At 44.1% G+C, this 18,583-nt stretch carries 13 protein-coding genes; 5 read left to right on the top strand and 8 right to left on the bottom strand.

Annotated features, from left to right (window positions below; translation table 11 throughout):
• Positions 1 to 278: 278 nt before the first annotated feature.
• Positions 279 to 812, top strand: a complete 534-nt coding sequence (locus AC4IE8_RS15990) for a hypothetical protein (RefSeq protein WP_068995600.1) — start codon at positions 279 to 281, stop codon at positions 810 to 812.
• A gap of 118 nt (positions 813 to 930) precedes the next feature.
• On the opposite strand, the gene AC4IE8_RS15985 is transcribed toward AC4IE8_RS15990, so the two are convergent.
• The 5 genes from AC4IE8_RS15985 to AC4IE8_RS15965 form a co-directional block, all read right to left on the bottom strand.
• Entirely contained in the window at positions 931 to 3,186 is a 2,256-nt protein-coding gene (locus AC4IE8_RS15985) for an EAL domain-containing protein (protein ID WP_083226298.1), read from the bottom strand.
• Positions 3,176 to 3,763, bottom strand: coding sequence for a hypothetical protein (locus tag AC4IE8_RS15980; RefSeq protein ID WP_068995602.1), 588 nt, complete (start codon positions 3,761 to 3,763; stop codon positions 3,176 to 3,178). Before AC4IE8_RS15980 ends, AC4IE8_RS15985 begins: the two co-directional genes overlap by 11 nt.
• A 219-nt stretch (positions 3,764 to 3,982) precedes the next feature.
• A complete protein-coding gene (locus AC4IE8_RS15975; protein WP_490791455.1) occupies positions 3,983 to 5,914 on the bottom strand; it encodes a TonB-dependent receptor in 1,932 nt (643 codons plus the stop codon).
• 442 nt (positions 5,915 to 6,356) lie between these two features.
• Positions 6,357 to 7,928, bottom strand: coding sequence for an inorganic phosphate transporter (locus tag AC4IE8_RS15970; RefSeq protein WP_083226300.1), 1,572 nt, complete (start codon positions 7,926 to 7,928; stop codon positions 6,357 to 6,359).
• A gap of 116 nt (positions 7,929 to 8,044) precedes the next feature.
• Positions 8,045 to 8,698, bottom strand: a complete 654-nt coding sequence (locus AC4IE8_RS15965) for a DUF2959 domain-containing protein (protein WP_490791454.1) — start codon at positions 8,696 to 8,698, stop codon at positions 8,045 to 8,047.
• A 153-nt stretch (positions 8,699 to 8,851) separates the two neighbouring features.
• Between AC4IE8_RS15965 and AC4IE8_RS15960 the strand changes: the two genes are divergently transcribed.
• A complete protein-coding gene (locus AC4IE8_RS15960) occupies positions 8,852 to 9,739 on the top strand; it encodes a DMT family transporter (RefSeq protein WP_068995604.1) in 888 nt (295 codons plus the stop codon).
• Between the two features lie 233 nt (positions 9,740 to 9,972).
• Positions 9,973 to 11,334: a deoxyguanosinetriphosphate triphosphohydrolase gene (locus AC4IE8_RS15955; RefSeq protein ID WP_490791453.1), complete on the top strand. Its 1,362-nt coding sequence runs from the start codon at positions 9,973 to 9,975 to the stop codon at positions 11,332 to 11,334.
• Positions 11,335 to 11,344: 10 nt separating this feature from the next.
• Here the strand turns inward: AC4IE8_RS15955 and AC4IE8_RS15950 are convergent, their stop codons facing one another.
• From AC4IE8_RS15950 to AC4IE8_RS15940, 3 genes are all read right to left on the bottom strand, one after another.
• Positions 11,345 to 12,580 (bottom strand): sensor histidine kinase, encoded by a 1,236-nt coding sequence (locus AC4IE8_RS15950; protein ID WP_490791452.1) that lies wholly within the window; start codon positions 12,578 to 12,580, stop codon positions 11,345 to 11,347.
• A 68-nt stretch (positions 12,581 to 12,648) separates the two neighbouring features.
• Positions 12,649 to 13,323: a response regulator transcription factor gene (locus AC4IE8_RS15945; protein ID WP_068995607.1), complete on the bottom strand. Its 675-nt coding sequence runs from the start codon at positions 13,321 to 13,323 to the stop codon at positions 12,649 to 12,651.
• A gap of 174 nt (positions 13,324 to 13,497) precedes the next feature.
• Positions 13,498 to 13,977: a hypothetical protein gene (locus AC4IE8_RS15940; RefSeq protein WP_068995608.1), complete on the bottom strand. Its 480-nt coding sequence runs from the start codon at positions 13,975 to 13,977 to the stop codon at positions 13,498 to 13,500.
• Positions 13,978 to 14,540: 563 nt separating this feature from the next.
• Here AC4IE8_RS15940 and AC4IE8_RS15935 point away from each other — a divergent pair.
• Both AC4IE8_RS15935 and AC4IE8_RS15930 read left to right on the top strand, forming a co-directional pair.
• Positions 14,541 to 15,578: an ABC transporter substrate binding protein gene (locus AC4IE8_RS15935; RefSeq protein ID WP_083226301.1), complete on the top strand. Its 1,038-nt coding sequence runs from the start codon at positions 14,541 to 14,543 to the stop codon at positions 15,576 to 15,578.
• A 47-nt stretch (positions 15,579 to 15,625) separates the two neighbouring features.
• Complete coding sequence (locus tag AC4IE8_RS15930; RefSeq protein WP_083226302.1) at positions 15,626 to 18,559, top strand: EAL domain-containing protein; 2,934 nt, start codon at positions 15,626 to 15,628, stop codon at positions 18,557 to 18,559.
• Positions 18,560 to 18,583: the final 24 nt, after the last annotated feature.

The following is an 18,583-nucleotide window of genomic DNA, read 5'->3' as shown; positions in this document are numbered from 1 at the left end:
AGGACGGTAGGAATAGTATCTATCGATACATCAAAAGATAATTTTCAGCAATTAACCTAATATCTTTAAATTGAACCAGGTCGAGAGGCTTTCTCTCCGTTGCGTAATATCAAGGATAGTGCGGTGGGATCTGTGTCATATTTATTAGGTATCCTGTGATGGTGATCAGGCATTGAATTTAAGCCAAAAAACACAGGATTACTATATTATTCAAATAGTTAAAACCAATAATGATCCGTTCAGCATTCGATTATGTTGGACCCGTAGAGATTAAGACCATGCAATTTGATGTAGATGAAGCGATTCGCAAACCTGCCAAAACCCCTCATGAGCTATCGATGTTGAACTTAGTGGGCTGTCATCTGATTGCCGCACCGGCTTCAATCGTACTCGATGTGGGGTTAATGGGGTTTTTGATACCTCTGGCGCTATCACTGCTGGTGATCAGCTTCATTTGGTTCAAAGCCGGGCAGACTCGGCAGCAGGATCCCTGGTTTGTGGCCGCACACTGGCGATTGTCAGCCAACCGCACCCGGATACTGATGGTTGGTTATACGATCAGTGCAGTTATACTCGGCATGGCCATGATGGCTACATCCGGAAGCTCCAAAGGGGATATCATGATGGTGGCGATCTCTCGGGTTGCGGTGGTACCGACCCTGCTGACTGTGATGATCTGTTTTGTGCTTGAGTCAGGATCCATATATCAAGCGGGTCGAGGTGAAGTCCCTGATGATCTTGTGAAACGTATGCCACCTCCTGATGACCTGCCGACTATCCAGGATGCCAAACCATCGGTTGCTGAGAGTTAATAGCGAACTGATAGCCGCTGTCAGTCGAGCTTTAAATTGTGGTTATTCTGAAGCTGTCCTAATTTGGGCTGCCGCCTATTAATTCATCTGACCTATTCATCACTGCAATGAAAGCAGATCATGAGTGCAGCAGCTTATCGCGGAAATGCTCGGCGGATATGGGTTTGCCGTAGCGGTATCCCTGGGCAATTCGATAGTCTGACAGGATTAAAAGAGTTTCTTGCTCTGCTGTCTCTACCCCCTCCGCAAGAACTTCGATTCCTAGCCGCTGCCCCATATCAATAACAGTCTGAACGATTGCAAGATTACCACTATCTTTATTGAGATTCTCCAAAAACACTTTATCGAGCTTGAGTAGATCGATCGGTAGCTTTTTTAATCGTGCCAAAGAGGAATAACCAATACCAAAATCATCGATAACGATCGAAATTCCCATCTCTTTCAGTTTCTGTAGACGATGTGCTGCATCATCTAATCGTTGTATAAAGAGATTTTCAGTCACTTCCATGGCCAGCCACTCACCAGCACAACCGGTTGTGAGCAGGACATTCTCCACATTGGCCAGAAAATCATCATGTAGGAGTTCGCTCGCAGAGATGTTGATGGCTACTCTCGGAGGAGCCAGGTTGTCAGTATGCCATTGTTTTGTCTGGATGCAGACATTGTATAAGACCCATTGACCGATCAGGTGTGTTAGCCCCATCTCTTCCGCGAGTTCAAGAAAATCATAAGGTGAAACCAGTTCATCATCTGTTCTTTTCCAGCGCAGCAGGGCCTCGACACCGATTAACTTCTTCGAATAGAGGTCAATCTGTGGCTGGTATAACATAACAAAATTATTCTCTTCGGTAGCGGTTTCAAGTTCTCCGATGATATTGATACGTTCCTGAATAGATGCTGTCATGCTGGAGTTGTACAGTCTGAAAGTATTTCTACCTTGACGCTTCGCTCGGTACATTGCGGTGTCGGCATTCTGCAATAATCGCTCTCCGCTTTTGCCGTCCTCAGGATATATACTGATTCCGATACTTACAGCCGGCTGTAACCGTTTGCCTTGCAGGGTGACCGGTTGGCGGATGGTTTTTATGATATGACGGGCTACAGAAGTGGCATCTTCAGTACGCTTGGTGTTTTCCAGTAAAATAACAAACTCATCACCACTCAGACGGGCTACCACATCACCAGAACGTATGGCATGGAGCAATCGATTGGCAGTGGTGATCAGCAGTTCATCTCCCGCATCGTGTCCAAGGCTATCGTTTACCTCTTTGAATTGATCAAGGTCGAGAAACAGGATTGCCAATAAACTATTGGTACGTTCTGCTCGTGAGATTGCCTGATTCAGTAATTTGGTGAACAGAAAGCGATTGGGTAATTGTGTCAGGGAGTCCTTTTCAGCTAATTGTTGAAGCTGTTGTTTCTTTATCTGTAATTCGTCCACGATCTCGAGATGTTCTGTAATATCCCGGTAAGTGATGACAACAGCAATGGTATCATCTATCGAAAGTGGGCTGGCTTGCAGTTCCATGCGTTGTGGTTTGCCGTGTGACCGTTTAACGGTGTGAATGTACTTTATCGATCGGCCTTTTTGAATCACACTGGATATCATTTCCCGGGGTGGTAAGTAGTCAGGTTTATCATAGTCTCCATTGACCTTTAATTCTGAAATAGCTAGTGATTCTGCTGCTTTGTTTTTCAAAAGTAGATCACTTTCTGTGCTGTATACAAAGAGTGGATCGGCAACAGCATCAATTATCAACTGTAAGTTAGACTGGCTTTGACGTAGCTTCGATAATAGCCATTCAGCTGTGGCCCATGCAAGAGTAAGTAACAGCATCAGGATTATGCTAGAGAATAAGAGCTTCTGTTGGACATTACTAATTAAATTATCGATAAAATCACGTCCGGTATATATCCGTGCTATACCGATCAGTGAACGGGAGTACTCATGAAACAGTGGTACTTCTGAAATAAAACAGTCTAAACACTCATCTTTTCCTCTGCTTAGTGGGAAACTGTCTGGTTGTATATTGACCATTGTGTAGTCTATTTCAATTTCGATTCTTTGAATCAGTGGTGATTCGATTGATGGATCACGGATCAGTAACATACTGTCCATAGCACGCGTCAACTTCAACTCAAGCAGAGCTTGATTTGTGATACTCAATGGTTTGCTTAGAAGTGTTGCCTGAGCTTGTGCCAAGGTGTTTGCTTGGGATTGTGCATGTGCTACTAATCTGGGTTCAAGTGTCAAATACCAATAAGTTCCGATTAATATACCAAGAGTAATACCCAGGGTTGTAAAAACCAGTATTAGGCTATGACTTTTAGCCAGTATCGAAGGTCCTTTGTGTTGCCTGTTCCTATTCATCATATTGCTTTGCAATTCGTAGAAAAAATGGTTTGTATACCACTCCGGCTTTTTTTGCCTGGGTCAGATTGATATAAGGCAGGATTCGATCGGTAACATAAATGCCTGCTACTGCGCCACGTTCAACATCGCCGGAAAAGGGGGAGAATACCGTGGTTTGTTTATATTCAACCCAATTATTGAAAATCTCAGATTTAATACCGGGAGTAGCCACAAAGAGTGCAGTGATTGGAGTAAGAACCGGTTTCTGTATGTCAGAGGTAGAGATGATCTCGACATCCAGAGGAAAGCCGGCAATTGTTTTTAGTGCCAGCAATCCTGCAGATACCGCTAGAGCGACTTTTTTCTGATTATCGTGAAGAATCAGAATGCGCAGTTTGCCGCTTGGTGACAGTTTATTGGCCAGAGCTAGATCTGCCCCCAGGCATGCAGGTAAAAGATTTATAGCGACGTTAAGTCGTTGCTTGTCTTCAGACCAGAGAATATCTGCAAAACAAGTCCGGGAAAGCAACAGTATAAGTAAAAGAAAACCTCTCCAGAGGGAGTGACTCTTTTTTCTGCGGATTGCTTTAATCTCCATGATAGGCAATCAATGGGGTAGTTCAGGGTTCGTTAACCCCAGTCCAAATTATCAGGTTGACTGCAATATCGTTCTCATCCTGGTAGGTTGCAAACGAAAACAGGCCATCTGGTGCTGCTCTTCGAACCTGTGGAATAATCAAATCTCTCTCCTTGTGCCTTGATAGGCAATTTGTCATAAGCAACTGGGCGTAAGACAACAGTATTAAAAGTCCCGTTGTTATTGTATGTCGTAGTTCAAGGATAGCCACCAGCGTCGTCCAGGGCGATGGTAGTCATCCGGATAGGGTAAAAATGCATCTCCTTCAAAGTTGGTTGTCAGCTGTTGGGGATATCGGATCGTCTCATCAGTCAGGTTTTTAATGCCAAAAAGGAACTTTAATCCAGGTGTGGATCCATAGTGACCTATGGTTAGATCATATTGTGTGGTGGCTGGTAAGCTGGAGCGGGTATCGAGATTCGCACGAGTGCGCTCACCTACATAGGATATTTGCAGTGAGGTAGACCAGCTCTCTATAGGTTTCCAGATTATTCCCATATTTGCCAGCCACTCGGCTCCACCTGGCAGGTCTTCACCGCTTTCTCTAAAGTGGGCATCTACATAGGAGAGATTGCCGTCCAGTTTTAAATTGTTTCCGAAGCGTTGTTGATACTCAAACTCAAATCCTTTAAGTCGAGCATTCTCAGCATTGATGTAGCCACCGAAGTTGAGTTCATCAAACAGTATTGGATCAATGAGGTCGGATTGAAATAGGATAAAATTACTGCGCCAGTCATTTTGTTTTATGATATAGGCTATTTCGGTGCTGTTGATGGCGCTTAGCGAAAGTCTACCTTTACCCGGGTTTTGTAACTCGTAGAATGTGGGGGGGCGGAAACTTCTGGCAAACTGAAGTTTTATAATGTTATCTGGAGAAACTCGCCAGACACCGGCTAATCGTGGGCTTGTTGGGTTGTCTAGATCGCTGTAGTCGTCATAGCGTAAGGTTGCCGTTACTGTAAATGCTTCACTGTAACGATACTGATCCTGTGCTATCAAAGTGAAAATGTGCCTTTCCCGCTCAGTATCAATCCAGTTCGGCGGTAGCTCAAATGGGAGATCAGGCCACTCCCAATCAGCTTCCTCTATCGAGGTGTCGGTAGATTTAACCGTCAGAAGTGTTTCATGCTGAGTGTTAGGCCGCCAATACATATCGGTAGTAATTTCATATTTTCTCTCTTTGTAATGGGAATCAAGATAAATAGGGTAGGGAGTTATGAATCCTGCAGGATAGATATAGAGTTGATCCCTGTCCCGTTCATGTTCGAGAATCTCAAAGGTGATTTCTGTGTGGAGTTTATCTGTCAGTTTGTGTTGATTGCCGATACGATAAGAGCTGTATGTCTGTCTGGATGCCAGACGGTCATCTGCAGGAGGAAGGAAGTGGTTAATACCAAAGTGATCACCATAGGCATCATTAAGTAGTTTTACCGAGGCAAACCAACCCTGCCATTTTAAATCAAAAAACAGTCCCAGATATTTTTTGGCTTCGTTTGTTGGTCCAGGTGCGTTTGAGAGTTCTGCCTGACCAGCGTGGTACCAGGCATCTTCTTCAACCGCCACTTCATGACCATCCCCTTCAAGCCCCGAGATATTGATTGAGGCAGTCAAATTGTTATTACTGTCATGCCAGTACCAATAACCACCTAAACCAGAGTGAGAATCAACTTCATAGTGAGTATGTAACCCAGTTGATACTTGTTTAGTAATAATATTGACAACACCGGCATAGGCGTACTCACCGTATACGGATGCGCCAGCACCACGAATCACCTCTATTCGCTCTATCTGTTCAATCGGTATATTGAGGGCTGGATTGGCTGTTCCCAGTAGGGTGGAGTTCAACGATACTCCATTGACGAGTATTTTTACATTTCCCGAAGCATACCCATGTCCAACCCCTCTGCTGAGTATCTGTTTCTCACCAGTGAATTCCATTCCTAAACTTATACCGGGTACCAGTCCAAGAGCTTCCCAAACGGTTCTGGCACCACGAGCCAAAAGCTCGTCGCCATAGAGAATGCTCGCCAATCCAGGTATATAGTCAGTGTTCATTCTGCTTTTGGTGGCTAATTCTGTTTGGCTATCCAGCAAGGAGAGTAAATCACGCAACTCCTGTTCTTCACTGGAGTCAGAGCTGCTCGCCTGACTGCAGAAAACTATAAGCAGTGTGCTGAATAACAGGAGTAGAGAGGGTGGGGAATGTGTGGAATTCGATTGAGCAGAGACTGACTGAAACTGTGTCTTATTGCTTGGGCAGGAAATAGTCATTAAACAGGTAACTAACCTTCAGAGACCAACAAACCACGTCCTGCTGATAGCAGCAGAAAAGGCATAAACGCAGTTTATAAATTGGTGTGCTGTAAATACCAGACTTCCAATCAGATTATGGCACGAAAGGTGGGATATTGAAATCCACTGCGTTAGGAATTTCTTTAATTCCTACAGAAGGTTGGTAGAAATCCTTGCCAGCCATGAGGAAAAATATTGGCAATAGTCATGACGATCAGTCCAGCTGTCAATTACGTATAAAAATAGTTGGTTATAGGGATGATTATCCGATGCTGAGTAGATTGGTTGAGGCCAATAGGGTGTAGATTAAAGAAGCAAGCAGGCCGGCAACAGGAAGGGTGATTACCCATGCTATGAGGATGCGTATAAATGCCGATCGCTTGACCAGCTCTTTACGATGGAGTTTGTTAAGTGATTTTCTATCCTTCTCTGTGATTTTTAAGGTGATGTCACTTTCATTAAGCCTTTTCAGGAGCTTGCCCTTTTCGTGAAATGACGATTCATCAAACTGACGGATGAATTCGTCAATCTTCTGTCGATTTTGTTTGGTTGTTTGGCGCCTTAGGATTTCCATGGATACAGCGTATCTTTTTTTCAGGTTTTCTCGCAGAAAACCGATTCCGAAAATAGCACCAACGGTAGTATGGGTGCTACTTACGGGGATCCCCATGAGGCTGGCAAGTAAAACCGTGATGGTTACTGAGGTGACAACACAGAATGCCCTGATTTGATCAAATTCAGTAATTTCATTACCAATGGTTCTGATCATGCGTTTTCCATACAACACGATTCCCAGGGGAATTCCAATGGCTCCAACCAATAGCACCCAGGTAGGTAGTGCCGTATGAGTAATACTCTGGTCGGAAACCAATGCTTCTTTTATGGCAATGACAGGGCCTATCGCGTTGGCAACATCATTGGAACCATGGGCGAAGCTTAATAATCCTGCAGCGATAAGAAGTGGAATGTTGAAGAGACGGTTTACAGCGGATTTTGTATTGGGTAAGAGTGCTACATGTTGTTTAATGATTGGTTTGATAATTAAAAAAATACCTGTGCCAACACTCAACCCACAAAGCAGTGCGGTGGCTAAATCTGTCCGCCAACTAATTTTCAACCCCTTGGTAAGGAGATATGTGGTAAACGTGAAGGCCATTAAACCTACAAATACAGGAAGCAGCCGTTCAGTAGCACGAGACATCTCCGTCTGATAGGTGATATTGCGCTTGATCAGATAGAGAAGTAGTGCAGCGATCACGCTACCCAACAGGGGAGAGAGGAACCAACTGATAGTGATTGTACCCAGTGCTTGCCAGTTAACAACTGCTGCACCCCCAATTGTAATGCCGGCACCGAGAACACCGCCAACAATGGTATGGGTAGTGGATACCGGGGTTCCTGTTGCGGTTGCAATATTCAACCAGAGGCCACTGGCAAGCAGAGCACTGATCATCACCAGTACGATCTCTCTGGCGCCACCGAGTTGCTGCTGCTCTACAATGCCATGCTTGATTGTACTGATAACTTCACTACCTGCGAGAAACGCTCCGAAAAATTCGAATATCGCCGCTAACACGATTGCGCCGGAAAGGGTGATTACTGCAGAGCCAACCAAGGGACCGATATTGTTGCCGGCATCATTCGCCCCAATATTGAGTGCCATATAGCCACAAATTATGGCGGTTATGAGAATTAGGTCATGTCCGCCCAAGCCGTTGAAAAAAAGATGGGAAGAGAAGGCTATCGAAACTAAAAAAACAACCGCAATCAGATGATGCAGATAGTATAGTGGATGATAGGGTGGGATAGAGTTGCCACGAAAGTACTGCATCATCTTAGTCGGAATAGTAAAAGCGTGTTTTCATTGCGGAATATCGATAGGTTGTGTGAGCTGCAAGAGAATGCCTGGGCTGTAACAGTTGCAGCAGATTGGATTCGTGTTTACAGGCCCTAGTTTGCACTCTGCATATCGCGTATGAATTCGTCAGAACGTTTTATCGATTGGTTCATACGATTGATCAGATTGGTGATATCCGCTTTCAGATTACCGAACTCTCCTCGTAGGGAACCGATGGCCTGGGCATTCAGGTTATGTTTCAAATAGAGTACGTTGTCACGGAAGTTATTGAGTACGGGCTGCATGGTCCGCTCAGCCTGACGCATGGATTTGAGCATGCCCCGATAGCGGCTCTTGGTTTTGCTCAGTTGTTGTTTACTGGCGGCTTTTAATTTTTGATTTTCGTAGAGTTCTAACTCTTCCTGCCACTCTTCAAAAAGATCCTCTGCAACAGATTCGACCTTGTCAATTCGATCCGTGACCTCTTGAGCTGCACTCTCACTCGATTCAAATTCGTGGTTTAGATCGTCATAGGCCCGTTTTAAATCGCTCTCTTCAAGGCGGATAACCGAGGCAAACTGGTCAAGTGCTGACTTGAATTGCTCCTGGGCATCACTTTGGGCATCTTTAGCGGCTTCAACCCGATCAACCAGTATATCCCGTTTGTGATAGCCGACGCTCTCCATCGTATCGTAATAGACACTGGAACAGCCGGTGAGCAGAATCAGTAGCAATACGATAAACGGGCTGCGAGTTTGGTCAAACATGTGAACTTATCCTCTCGGAATCTGTTAGATTGGCAATTCTGCCACACACTATACGATTGAAGCGATGCCACTTGTACTCATTTACAGGAATTTAAACAAATTTAATATTCTCCGCCAGGCTAGCCGTTAATAAACTGTGTCTTAGTTAAGTTCATGATTTATAAGCAAAATATACTGTTAGGGGCGCTGTTTATCCTGCTCTCTGAATTTATGTTTGCCTCTATGGGAGCTGTCGTAAAGCAACTGACACAGAGCTTGCCAAGCGAAATGGCTGTGTTCATGAGGAACCTCTTTGGAGTCGCTCTGCTACTGCCTCTGGTCTGGGGTGGTGGCTTTGTTCGCTTGAAAACCCAGGTATTTCACCTTCATCTGCTGCGATCTGTCGCTGGCGTTTCCGCCATGTACTGTTTTTTCTATGCACTGGCCAATCTGCCTCTGGCTGATGGCATGCTGCTGAAGATGACGTCACCCCTATTCATGCCGTTGATTGCCTGGTATTGGCTGAGTGAGCCCATGTATCGCACAGTCCTGCTGGCGATTGCAATCGGCTTTGTCGGTGTCATTCTGGTTCTGAATCCAGGTGGAGAGTTCAATCAAATCGCTCTGATCGGACTTCTGGGGGGTATTTTTGCCTCATTGGCTAAAGTCAGCCTGCGTAGATTAGGCAAATCCGAGCCTTCTGTCAGGGTGGTATTCTACTTTGCACTGTTGAGTACATTGATCTCTTCGATACCGATGGGCTGGAATTGGCAGCAACCCACCGCCACGGAGTGGTGGTTATTTGCCCTGCTGGGATTATTCGGCACATTAGGCCAACTGCTATTGACGCGTGGTTATGCCATAGCAACCGCAGCCAGAGTAAGCCCATTTACCTATACCTCTGTTCTGTTTGGTGCCGCCTATGGTTATTTGTTCTGGGGAGAAACCCTGAGTCTGCAGTTTATATTTGGTGCATTCCTGATCGGACTGGCTGGCATTATTGCACTCAAGGGTGGCAGGGAAACCAATGGAAGATTGGCTAATGATGCGGTAAGTAATTGAATAAATGGGAAATGGTGATTTGTTTTCGGATTTCGGATAGGAATGCCCGGAGTCAAAATCTGTGTTTCGTCTGAGACCTTGAGATTGCCTGACTGTTTGTTCAGCTTGATCGCAGAAACAGGTTATTTCAGTGGAAATCCCATATACTGGGGTGATTATGTCGCAAGCTGTCGCTATCATTCACAGCCAAACAACAATCAAATCAGCATTATAGTTAAGGATTGAATCGACCCATGTCGATGAATTGGTCACAACTCTTATCCCGTCAGCGTCTTGGGTCGAAAGATCAACCGACCAGTACAACTTCACGCACGGATTTTCAAAGGGATTTCGATCGTATTGTCTTCTCATCCGCCTTCAGGCGTATGCAGGACAAGACCCAGATCTTCCCCCTCTCCAAAATCGATTATGTCCGGACCCGTCTAACCCATAGTCTTGAGTCATCAAGCGTTGGTCGTTCCCTGGGTACCTTGGTCGGTGAACAGATCATCGCCAGGCACAAGCTGAAAGGATACGAGGCATCGGATTTTGGTGATATTTGTGCTGCAGCCTGCCTGGCGCATGACATCGGGAATCCGCCATTCGGACATTCAGGCGAAGATGCAATTCGTCATTGGGCGGAAACCGCTGACTACGGCAGGCAGCGCGTTGCGGTGCTGAATGGCAGTCAACGGGAGGATTTTCTCAATTTTGAAGGTAACGCTCAGGGTTTTCGAGTGATTACCAGATTGCAGAACCGTGATAACCCGGGAGGGTTGCAATTGACCTGCGCGACCCTGGCGGCATTCACCAAATATCCTAGAGAGTCCTGCATCGGTAAAGGACGTTTCGATGGGGTCAGTGCCAAGAAACCAGGGTTCACAGCGCAGGATCAGGAGAATTTCGAAACCGTAGCCAAGGCGGTTGGCTTGATCAGAAGAGATCCTGTGTTGTCTATCTGGCATCGTCACCCGCTCTCCTATTTGGTGGAAGCTGCGGATGACATATGTTATCGGGTCATCGATATCGAGGATGGGTTCCGTCTCGGGCATCTCAGTTATCAGCAGGCGCTTGATCTTTACAGTGACATTTTAGCTGACTCTTCGATTCAAACATTGCGACTGAAACGCATAGGAGGCGACAAGGAAAAGGTTGAGTTTTTACGGGCAAAGGTGATCAGCAAGGCGATCAGTGAGATTCTAAGCTGTTTTCTGGATCATGAGCCGGCAATTCTCAAAGGTGAATTCGATGATCCTTTGATGAGCTCTATTCCCCATCGCAAGGAGATGGATCGTCTGATTCAGGTTGCTGGGGAGAAGATCTATATTGCACCGGAGGTCATCGAGATAGAGACCGCCGGTTTTCAAGTCATCAGTGAACTGCTTGAACGGTTCATTCCAATTATCGATGATGTCGCTGAACATGGTACCGACGCCACTCCCAGAAGTCAGATGATGATTCGGTTGATACCTGAGCAGTTTATTGGTGATGACGCCATACCGGTGCAGGATGACTATACAAGGTTGTTACGATTGACAGACTTTGTCTCAGGGATGACCGATTCTTATGCAGTGTCACTCTACAAAAAAGTAACTGGGATCTCTCTGCCTGGTTAAGCTTTTTTTGTTAAACCGTTGGCGTAGTATGGGGTATGGTTACAGAGACTTGAGTACCTTTGCCCAGTTGACTCTCAATCGTCAACTCTCCTCCATGGGCTTCAGTGATGACTCGGCATAAATAGAGCCCCAGTCCATATCCCCCGGTGGATCTTTGGCGGGCTTTATCAGCTCGATAAAATGGTTCAGTCAAGTGTTTCAGATGCTCTTCAGCAATGCCTGATCCAAAGTCTGTGACTTGAAAATGCCAGCCCTCTTTGGTCAGCTGGCTATGGATTTCCACATCGCCATGCTGCAGGTTCGTATGGCGCAGGGCATTGTCCAGTAGGTTTTTAATTAAAAGCTTGATACGGGCAATGTCCAATAGGATCAACTCGCCATTCTTGTCAAAGTGACTTTGCCACTGGCTTTGTGCAAAATGCTCCTTTGTAACCGAATTAATCAAATACTCTGGATCAGCCAGCTGAAGATCGAGTTTGGCATGATTGGATTCCAGCCGTTCGGTTTCCAACAGTTCGTTTAACTGTTGCTCCAGCAGTTTCAGGTCCTGAATGATACGTTCCCTAGGCTCACCATGTTCAATAAGCTCAGCATTGAGTCTTACTCTGGTTAGAGGTGACCTCAACTCATGGCTGATAGCGAGTAAAAGTTGGCGTTTTGCTTCCAGCATTCCCTGTATTTCATCAGCCATGATGTTGACGCTACGGGCTAGCTCTCCCAACTCATCCTTACGTTGAAGTTTGATGCGGTATTTCAGGTCTCCAGAACCAAAATTGGCCACACCCTGACGAATGGTCTCGATTGGCAGGAAAAGACGTCGAACAAAGTGATAAGTCAGTGCAATCAATAGTAGTACAACAGCGATGGTAATAGAGGCAATCAATGGTAGTTGAGAGCTACTGAACTTCTGTTTGGTGATATACAAGGCAGTGACATCGCCTTCTTGTAGCCGCATTATGAAACGGCTGGCTTGATGACTAACTTCAACAACACGCCCGCTTGACAGCTGATGTTGATGAAAATCCAGGCTTTGTTCATTGAGGAAAACACCACTACTGGACCAGCGGTCAGCAGGTGAATTAATCTGTATATCGATGCTGAGTCTTTCTGCCAGTGCTGAAGCAGCAAGAATATCGGGTGGTGCTCCAATCTGTTGTTGCAGGTGATCGACATACTCGACCAGATGGGGTTCCGCCAGTCGCTTGAACTCATCACGCATACCATAGCGGAAGCCAGTGTTGAGCACGAAAATAATCAGAATACTGATTATAATAAACAGTATTATCAAGCGGATACTGAGTCTATGCCGAAATTTCATTGTGTAGGTTCTACCATACGGTAACCGGAACCCCAAACTGTCTTGATATAGTCCAGTGGCTGGATTTTTTGTCGTAGACGACTGACCAGTATGTCAATTGACCTGGTGTAAAGATCAGCTTCGACACCCTTAATCGCAGTTAAGATCTCATCTCTACTGAATACTTGGCCTGGATGTAATACAAAAAGCTCAAGCAGTAGATACTCCAGGTGTGTCAGATTTATATTTCGGTTGTCAATCGAGGCGCTTTGCTGCACTTGGTTCAGCTGAATGTCGCCGAGTTCATGAATGTCTGAAGTAGTAGAGTGAGACAGACTGCGTTTGAGAATATTCTGAATTCTGGCAACCAGCTCCCTGGGCTCAAAGGGTTTAGCCAGATAGTCATCAGCACCGATTTCCAGGCCAATAACACGATCCATTACCTCCCCCCTGGCGGTAAGCATGAGAATTGGAATATCACTGCTTTTTCTAATCTGACGACAGACCTCAAAGCCATCCATTTCAGGAAGCATGATGTCAAGTACGATCAGATCAGGTTTGGAAGTTCGGAGGCAGTCAAAGCCTTGGGATGGGGTGATAGCTGATTTCAGGCTCAACCCATAGCGGGAGAAATACTCGCTGAGAGGTGCTGCCAGCTCCTGGTCATCATCAATAAGCAGTATCTGAGGCATCAAGCGATCCTGGTAACTCAAAGGTTTAGCATAACTTAATTGCTATTGACCACCCAACTACACTATCCAAGTTCAAGACTGGTTTTCGGGGAAAATTATAAGTTTTGTAGCAGATCAAACCGCCCTACCAAGGAATAGAGTAGGGCGACTGGATCATGGGTATATCCACACAAACTATTCCTGCTTTGAGTTTGCAGGGGTATCACAACCCGGTCCGCAATGTCGGTGAGCTTTATGGTGCAGAATCATGGTCTGTAATTTATCCCGTTGATGCTGTTCAAGATTGTCGCTAAAGTCAGCGAATGCATCGATGAAATCACTGCTGATGCTAGCCAGTTGAGCCTGCTTTTGCATCAGAAGGGTATGAGCTCGTTCCCGGTCGAGGCTTGTTTGATTAAGTAGGTCGGCTGCCTCTTTAGCATACATCTCCCGATCGCTGCGTATAGTTTCAGTCATCGATATGACTTCTGTACGAAATTTGTCCAGGTGAACTCTCTGGTTGTCAGAGAGTTCCAAATGTTTATCCAGTCTCTCTGCCATCCAGCCAATTCGTGCCTCTGAATTGCTACAAAAGCCCTTGTAGCGTGCAATAGCGACTCCACTGATCAGCAAAAGTACAAGCAGGCTGACGATGATAATTGCTGTTTTACTCATGATAATCTCCAGATAGGTGTTATGAGCTACAGTCAATATTCTGGTTTAAGGCATGTTAAAGATCCTATCTGAGATGTAACCCGATGTAACAAGTTGTAACGGAAGATCTAGCCTTAGCTAGGAAATAAATTCATTTCTAAACTATGAATAGCATTTATATAGTATAAAATATATTTATAAAAGCGGGTTTGTTTCCTAAGGTGTCAAGGAACGGACTGATCAGAGAATTAAGGTATTAAATGCTTAGAATTGAATCGTTTAGCTGACTATTCAAGGTGAAAAGTCGTTAGGCTGAGGTATAATTCAATTCATGAGTAAGCGTATAACATGTTATTATTACACAACTTTTTAGTGGCAATCCATTGGATCAGGAATGCTTTCGTATCTGGGACTTGCTGGTTGACCCAGCCTGCTGAATATACAGGATAAATTATTGGGAATCCTTATCAGCAAGAACCTGTGATTGGTAGAGATACTTGGAGCAGATAGTGATGATCCATCATAAGATTGCCAGGTTCAACCTGTGCTTGTACCGCATTGATATCTACCTTGGTAGAAGGTAGATGAGCACAATAAAGTTCACTCTTGTCACCTTATTAGCACTTTTCGGATGCCTTATCCCGATTTCTTCTCTCTCCTCATCAGAAATAGAAAAAGTTTATCGATTGCTTATTCTGGATTCCCAAGTTGGAAGTCCCTATGAGGATGTTCGTAATTCTCTCATAGATACACTGATGGAAAGAGGTTATCGACAAGGCGATAACCTGGTAATCACCCATCACTATATCGACAATAGTGCCTCTTTGGGGATGGAAATTCTAAAGCGTGAAATAAAAGAGAATTATGATGTGATCTATGTTGGAGGTACAGTCGCCACTATTTCTGCCAAAAACACTCTCTTCGAAAGTGATGTGCCAGTGATTTTTGGTGCACCTACTGATCCTATCGGTATTGGTGTTATTGACAGCTTTGATCAACCGCCTAAAGTGAATTTTACAGGTGTCAGTTATCCTGTCCCAGTTAAGTCAAGGTTTTTGTTCCTCCGTCAATTAATACCAAATGTACGGAAAGTGGGCTTGATATATGCCGATATGCCTCAATCACAAAGCTACAATAAATGGATAAAAAAGCTTCTGGAAAATGATCCTGCCTTTAATAATATCGAAGTCATATTTCACCCTTTACCGCTAATAACAGGAGATGATGGAGATGAACAGATGGCAAATTTGGCCATTCCTGTCATCAAGCAGATGAATGATCAAGTGGATGCTTTTTTAAAACCCAATGATCAGCTCGGGGCGAGACGGCATTTTGCGGAGGCTGTGAAAACTTACGGTAAAAAACCTTTAATTGGCTTGGTTAAGAATGATGTGGTTTCTGAGTGGGGTGCTACAGCCGTTGTATTTCCATGCTTGAAGAGTATAGGGCGTCAACTGGGAGAAATGGTGAGTGAGCTGTTTGAGGGTGTGCCAATAGAATTTATTGAACCCAGATGGCCTGCACGTTTTGGTTATGCTGTTGATTTAAATAAAACGCAGCAATTTGGGATAAATGTACCGGTAGGTATTTTGCAACTTGCAGGAAAAAATATCATCAGATGACTATCTGTATGACAAGCATCTAATAAGGCATAGTCAAGACACTCGCCATGGGTCTAAGTAGAAAAATTCTTTTAATTACAATTGGAATACTGGCTATATCACTATTAGTCAGTTCCATGCTTAATGTAGTCAGCTTTCGAAGTAAGTATACGGATGCATTGCTAACAGGCAGTTTTGGCATTGGATATAGTATTGAAAGCCTGTTAACAGAACTGCTTGCGCTAGGGCTACCGCTTGATTCACTATCAGGTATGGATAATAAACTGGTGGAAGTGGTGGAAAAAAATAGTCATATCGCATATGCCGGTATAACAGATGAGCTGGGAGTTGTGCTTTTCCATAGTAACAGCAGTTTGATTGGTCATCATTTTACGGACCTAGTAGCACAAAAAATTCTTAGCGAGAAGTCACCAGTCTGGCACATTTATGATCGGTTTGATGGTGAAAGATACTATGATGTATCAATACCCTTATTCGATCATGATGAAAACTATGTCGGTGTTGTAAGGCTTGGATTTCTATCATCTATTGTTGACCGAAAAGTGGAACAGGCAATTACCCAAATTATAATCAATGTTCTTGTTACATTCCTTGTAATAGCAATTTTGCTTAATCTATTTTTACGACGTTCTGTCATTGATCCGGTTAAACAGTTATCTGGATATGCCGAATCCATTGCAAATGGCAAATTTGATTCAAAATCAACAATACGCAGTAAAGATGAGATTGGAAAGCTATCATATTCATTACATGAAATGGGTGCAATTCTACAAAATCAAATTATAGAATTAAAGAAATCAGGCCGTGAATTAGAGCAACGTATTGATATACGAACGCAGGAGTTGGCTGATATCAATCAGGATCTGAAAGAGAGTAATGAAGAACTCAGTGAAGCTCTAGAGAGAGAAAAAGGGCTTTCCGATGCGCTTAGAAATAGTGAAGAGCGCTTCAGGATGTTGTTCGAAAAAAGTAAAGCGATAATGATAACTATTGATCCGGGTACTGGGAAAATTCTCGCTGCAAATCATGCTGCAGAAATCTACTATGGCTACCGTGTTGAGCAATTGTTAGACATGAATATCAGCGATATAAACGTATTGACTGATGCAGAAATTTCTCATGAGATGGATTTAGCGAAGCGTGAGGAACGTAATCACTTCTATTTTCAACACGCATTGGCAAGTGGAGAGATCAGAGACGTTGAGGTACATTCAGGGCCGATTGACTGGGGAGGTAAACAAGTACTTTACTCAATCATCCACGATATCACCGATAGAAAAAAGGCGGAAGCCGAGTTAGACAGAATAGCACATTATGACTCCTTAACTGGGCTTCCAAACCGTCTTTTGAAATCAGATCGATTAAATCAGGCCATAGTAAGAGCTAAAAGACGGGGAAACCTGGTAGCCGTTTGTTATCTGGACCTGGATGGCTTCAAACCAATAAATGATAAATATGGGCATGACACAGGTGATTTGGTTCTTGTTGAAGTCGCCAAGCGATTAGAGCTAACGGTAAGAGGTGGTGATACTGTCTCCAGAATAGGTGGAGATGAATTTGTAATTATAGTGACAGAGATTGAAAGCCAGGACGGATGCGAGCTCATTCTTCAACGTGTCATGCAGGTAATAGAAGAGCCAATAATTCTTCAAGATATCGAGTTGGAAGTATCTGCCAGTATCGGCTACACACTCTATCCATCAGATGATTCCGATGCAGATTTACTGCTGAGACATGCAGATCAAGCAATGTATGTGGCAAAGGGGCGAGGTAAGAGTTGCATCCATCTATTCGATCCAGAGCAGGATAGGCAAGTAAAAGCCTATCGTGAAAACTATGATCGTTTGCAACAAGCAATTTCTGAAGATGAGCTTATTCTTTATTACCAGCCAAAAGTTAACATGTACAATGGTCAGGTAATTGGTATGGAGGCGTTGCTGAGATGGGAGCATCCAGAACAAGGTATACTTGCACCTGGTTCATTCTTGCACATATTGACTGACACAGACCTAGAGATAGATTTGGGAAAATGGGTAATAGATAGGGCACTAAAACAGTTGCAACTCTGGCAATCCCTTGGAATGGATTTAACCGTTAGTGTTAATATTGGTCCACATCATCTCCAACATTCAGATTTTGTACATCATGTGAAGAAGGCGCTCGTAAAGTATGACACTGTAACTGCTAATAAATTAGAACTAGAGATTTTGGAGACTACTTCCATCGAGGATTTAAGTCGTATAATACAACCCTTGTTGCATTGTCAGGAGATGGGTGTACAGATCACACTGGATGATTTCGGCACAGGATATTCTTCCTTAACTTATTTTCACCGTTTGCCTGTTAATACTTTAAAAATCGATAAAAGTTTTGTGTGTGATATGTTAGAAGACCCTCAAGACTTGGCCATTGTAGAGAGCGTCGTTAAGTTGGCGCTTGCATTTCGTCATCCAGTCATCGCTGAAGGCGTTGAAAGTATTGAACATGGTGCTGCCTTGTTACGACTTGGATGCCAGTTAGGTCAGGGCTATGGTATTGCAAGACCTATGCCTGCAGAAGATGTTGTGAATTGGATAGAGTTGTGGCGTAACAACACGGCTTGGCAAACTTTAAATAAAAGGTTGGAGATTGACAGTATTACTGATGTTAAGACGGCGATTGTCGCACATCAAAAGTGGATAGCTCAGTCAATTGAAGCCATAACCAATGCTGGACCTAGTTCCAACCAAAAATTATCAGACAGTAATAGCTGCTCCTTCGGACGTTGGTTTCATGGCGCAGGCTATTTCAAATATGGAAATTTAGAACAATATAGCGATCTTCAAGAGCGCCATGTAAAGATTCACACCTTAGTGGAAGAGTTACATAATTTATCAACCGGTGGTCATCAAGAGCGTGCGATACAAAGAGTAAAAGAGCTTATTACATTGCATGATCAATTTATCGAACAATTACAAAAACTTCTGTCAAAAATAGCTTAACCTTTATTATGTTGATCATTTTAA

The sequence above is a fragment of the Candidatus Thiodiazotropha sp. AKAK2 genome, assembly GCF_058244685.1.
This window is presented reverse-complemented; position numbering and strand designations above follow the sequence as displayed.

Excerpts from the sequence above, each read along its gene's own strand:
- AC4IE8_RS15960 (WP_068995604.1), top strand. The coding sequence starts at position 8,852 with ATGATTTATAAGCAAAATATACTGTTAGGGGCGCTGTTTATCCTGCTC.
- AC4IE8_RS15940 (WP_068995608.1), bottom strand. The coding sequence starts at position 13,977 with ATGAGTAAAACAGCAATTATCATCGTCAGCCTGCTTGTACTTTTGCTG.
- AC4IE8_RS15980 (WP_068995602.1), bottom strand. The coding sequence starts at position 3,763 with ATGGAGATTAAAGCAATCCGCAGAAAAAAGAGTCACTCCCTCTGGAGA.
- AC4IE8_RS15965 (WP_490791454.1), bottom strand. The coding sequence starts at position 8,698 with ATGTTTGACCAAACTCGCAGCCCGTTTATCGTATTGCTACTGATTCTG.
- AC4IE8_RS15955 (WP_490791453.1), top strand. The coding sequence starts at position 9,973 with ATGTCGATGAATTGGTCACAACTCTTATCCCGTCAGCGTCTTGGGTCG.
- AC4IE8_RS15990 (WP_068995600.1), top strand. The coding sequence starts at position 279 with ATGCAATTTGATGTAGATGAAGCGATTCGCAAACCTGCCAAAACCCCT.
- AC4IE8_RS15930 (WP_083226302.1), top strand. The coding sequence starts at position 15,626 with ATGGGTCTAAGTAGAAAAATTCTTTTAATTACAATTGGAATACTGGCT.
- AC4IE8_RS15970 (WP_083226300.1), bottom strand. The coding sequence starts at position 7,928 with ATGATGCAGTACTTTCGTGGCAACTCTATCCCACCCTATCATCCACTA.
- AC4IE8_RS15935 (WP_083226301.1), top strand. The coding sequence starts at position 14,541 with ATGAGCACAATAAAGTTCACTCTTGTCACCTTATTAGCACTTTTCGGA.
- AC4IE8_RS15945 (WP_068995607.1), bottom strand. The coding sequence starts at position 13,323 with ATGCCTCAGATACTGCTTATTGATGATGACCAGGAGCTGGCAGCACCT.
- AC4IE8_RS15985 (WP_083226298.1), bottom strand. The coding sequence starts at position 3,186 with ATGATGAATAGGAACAGGCAACACAAAGGACCTTCGATACTGGCTAAA.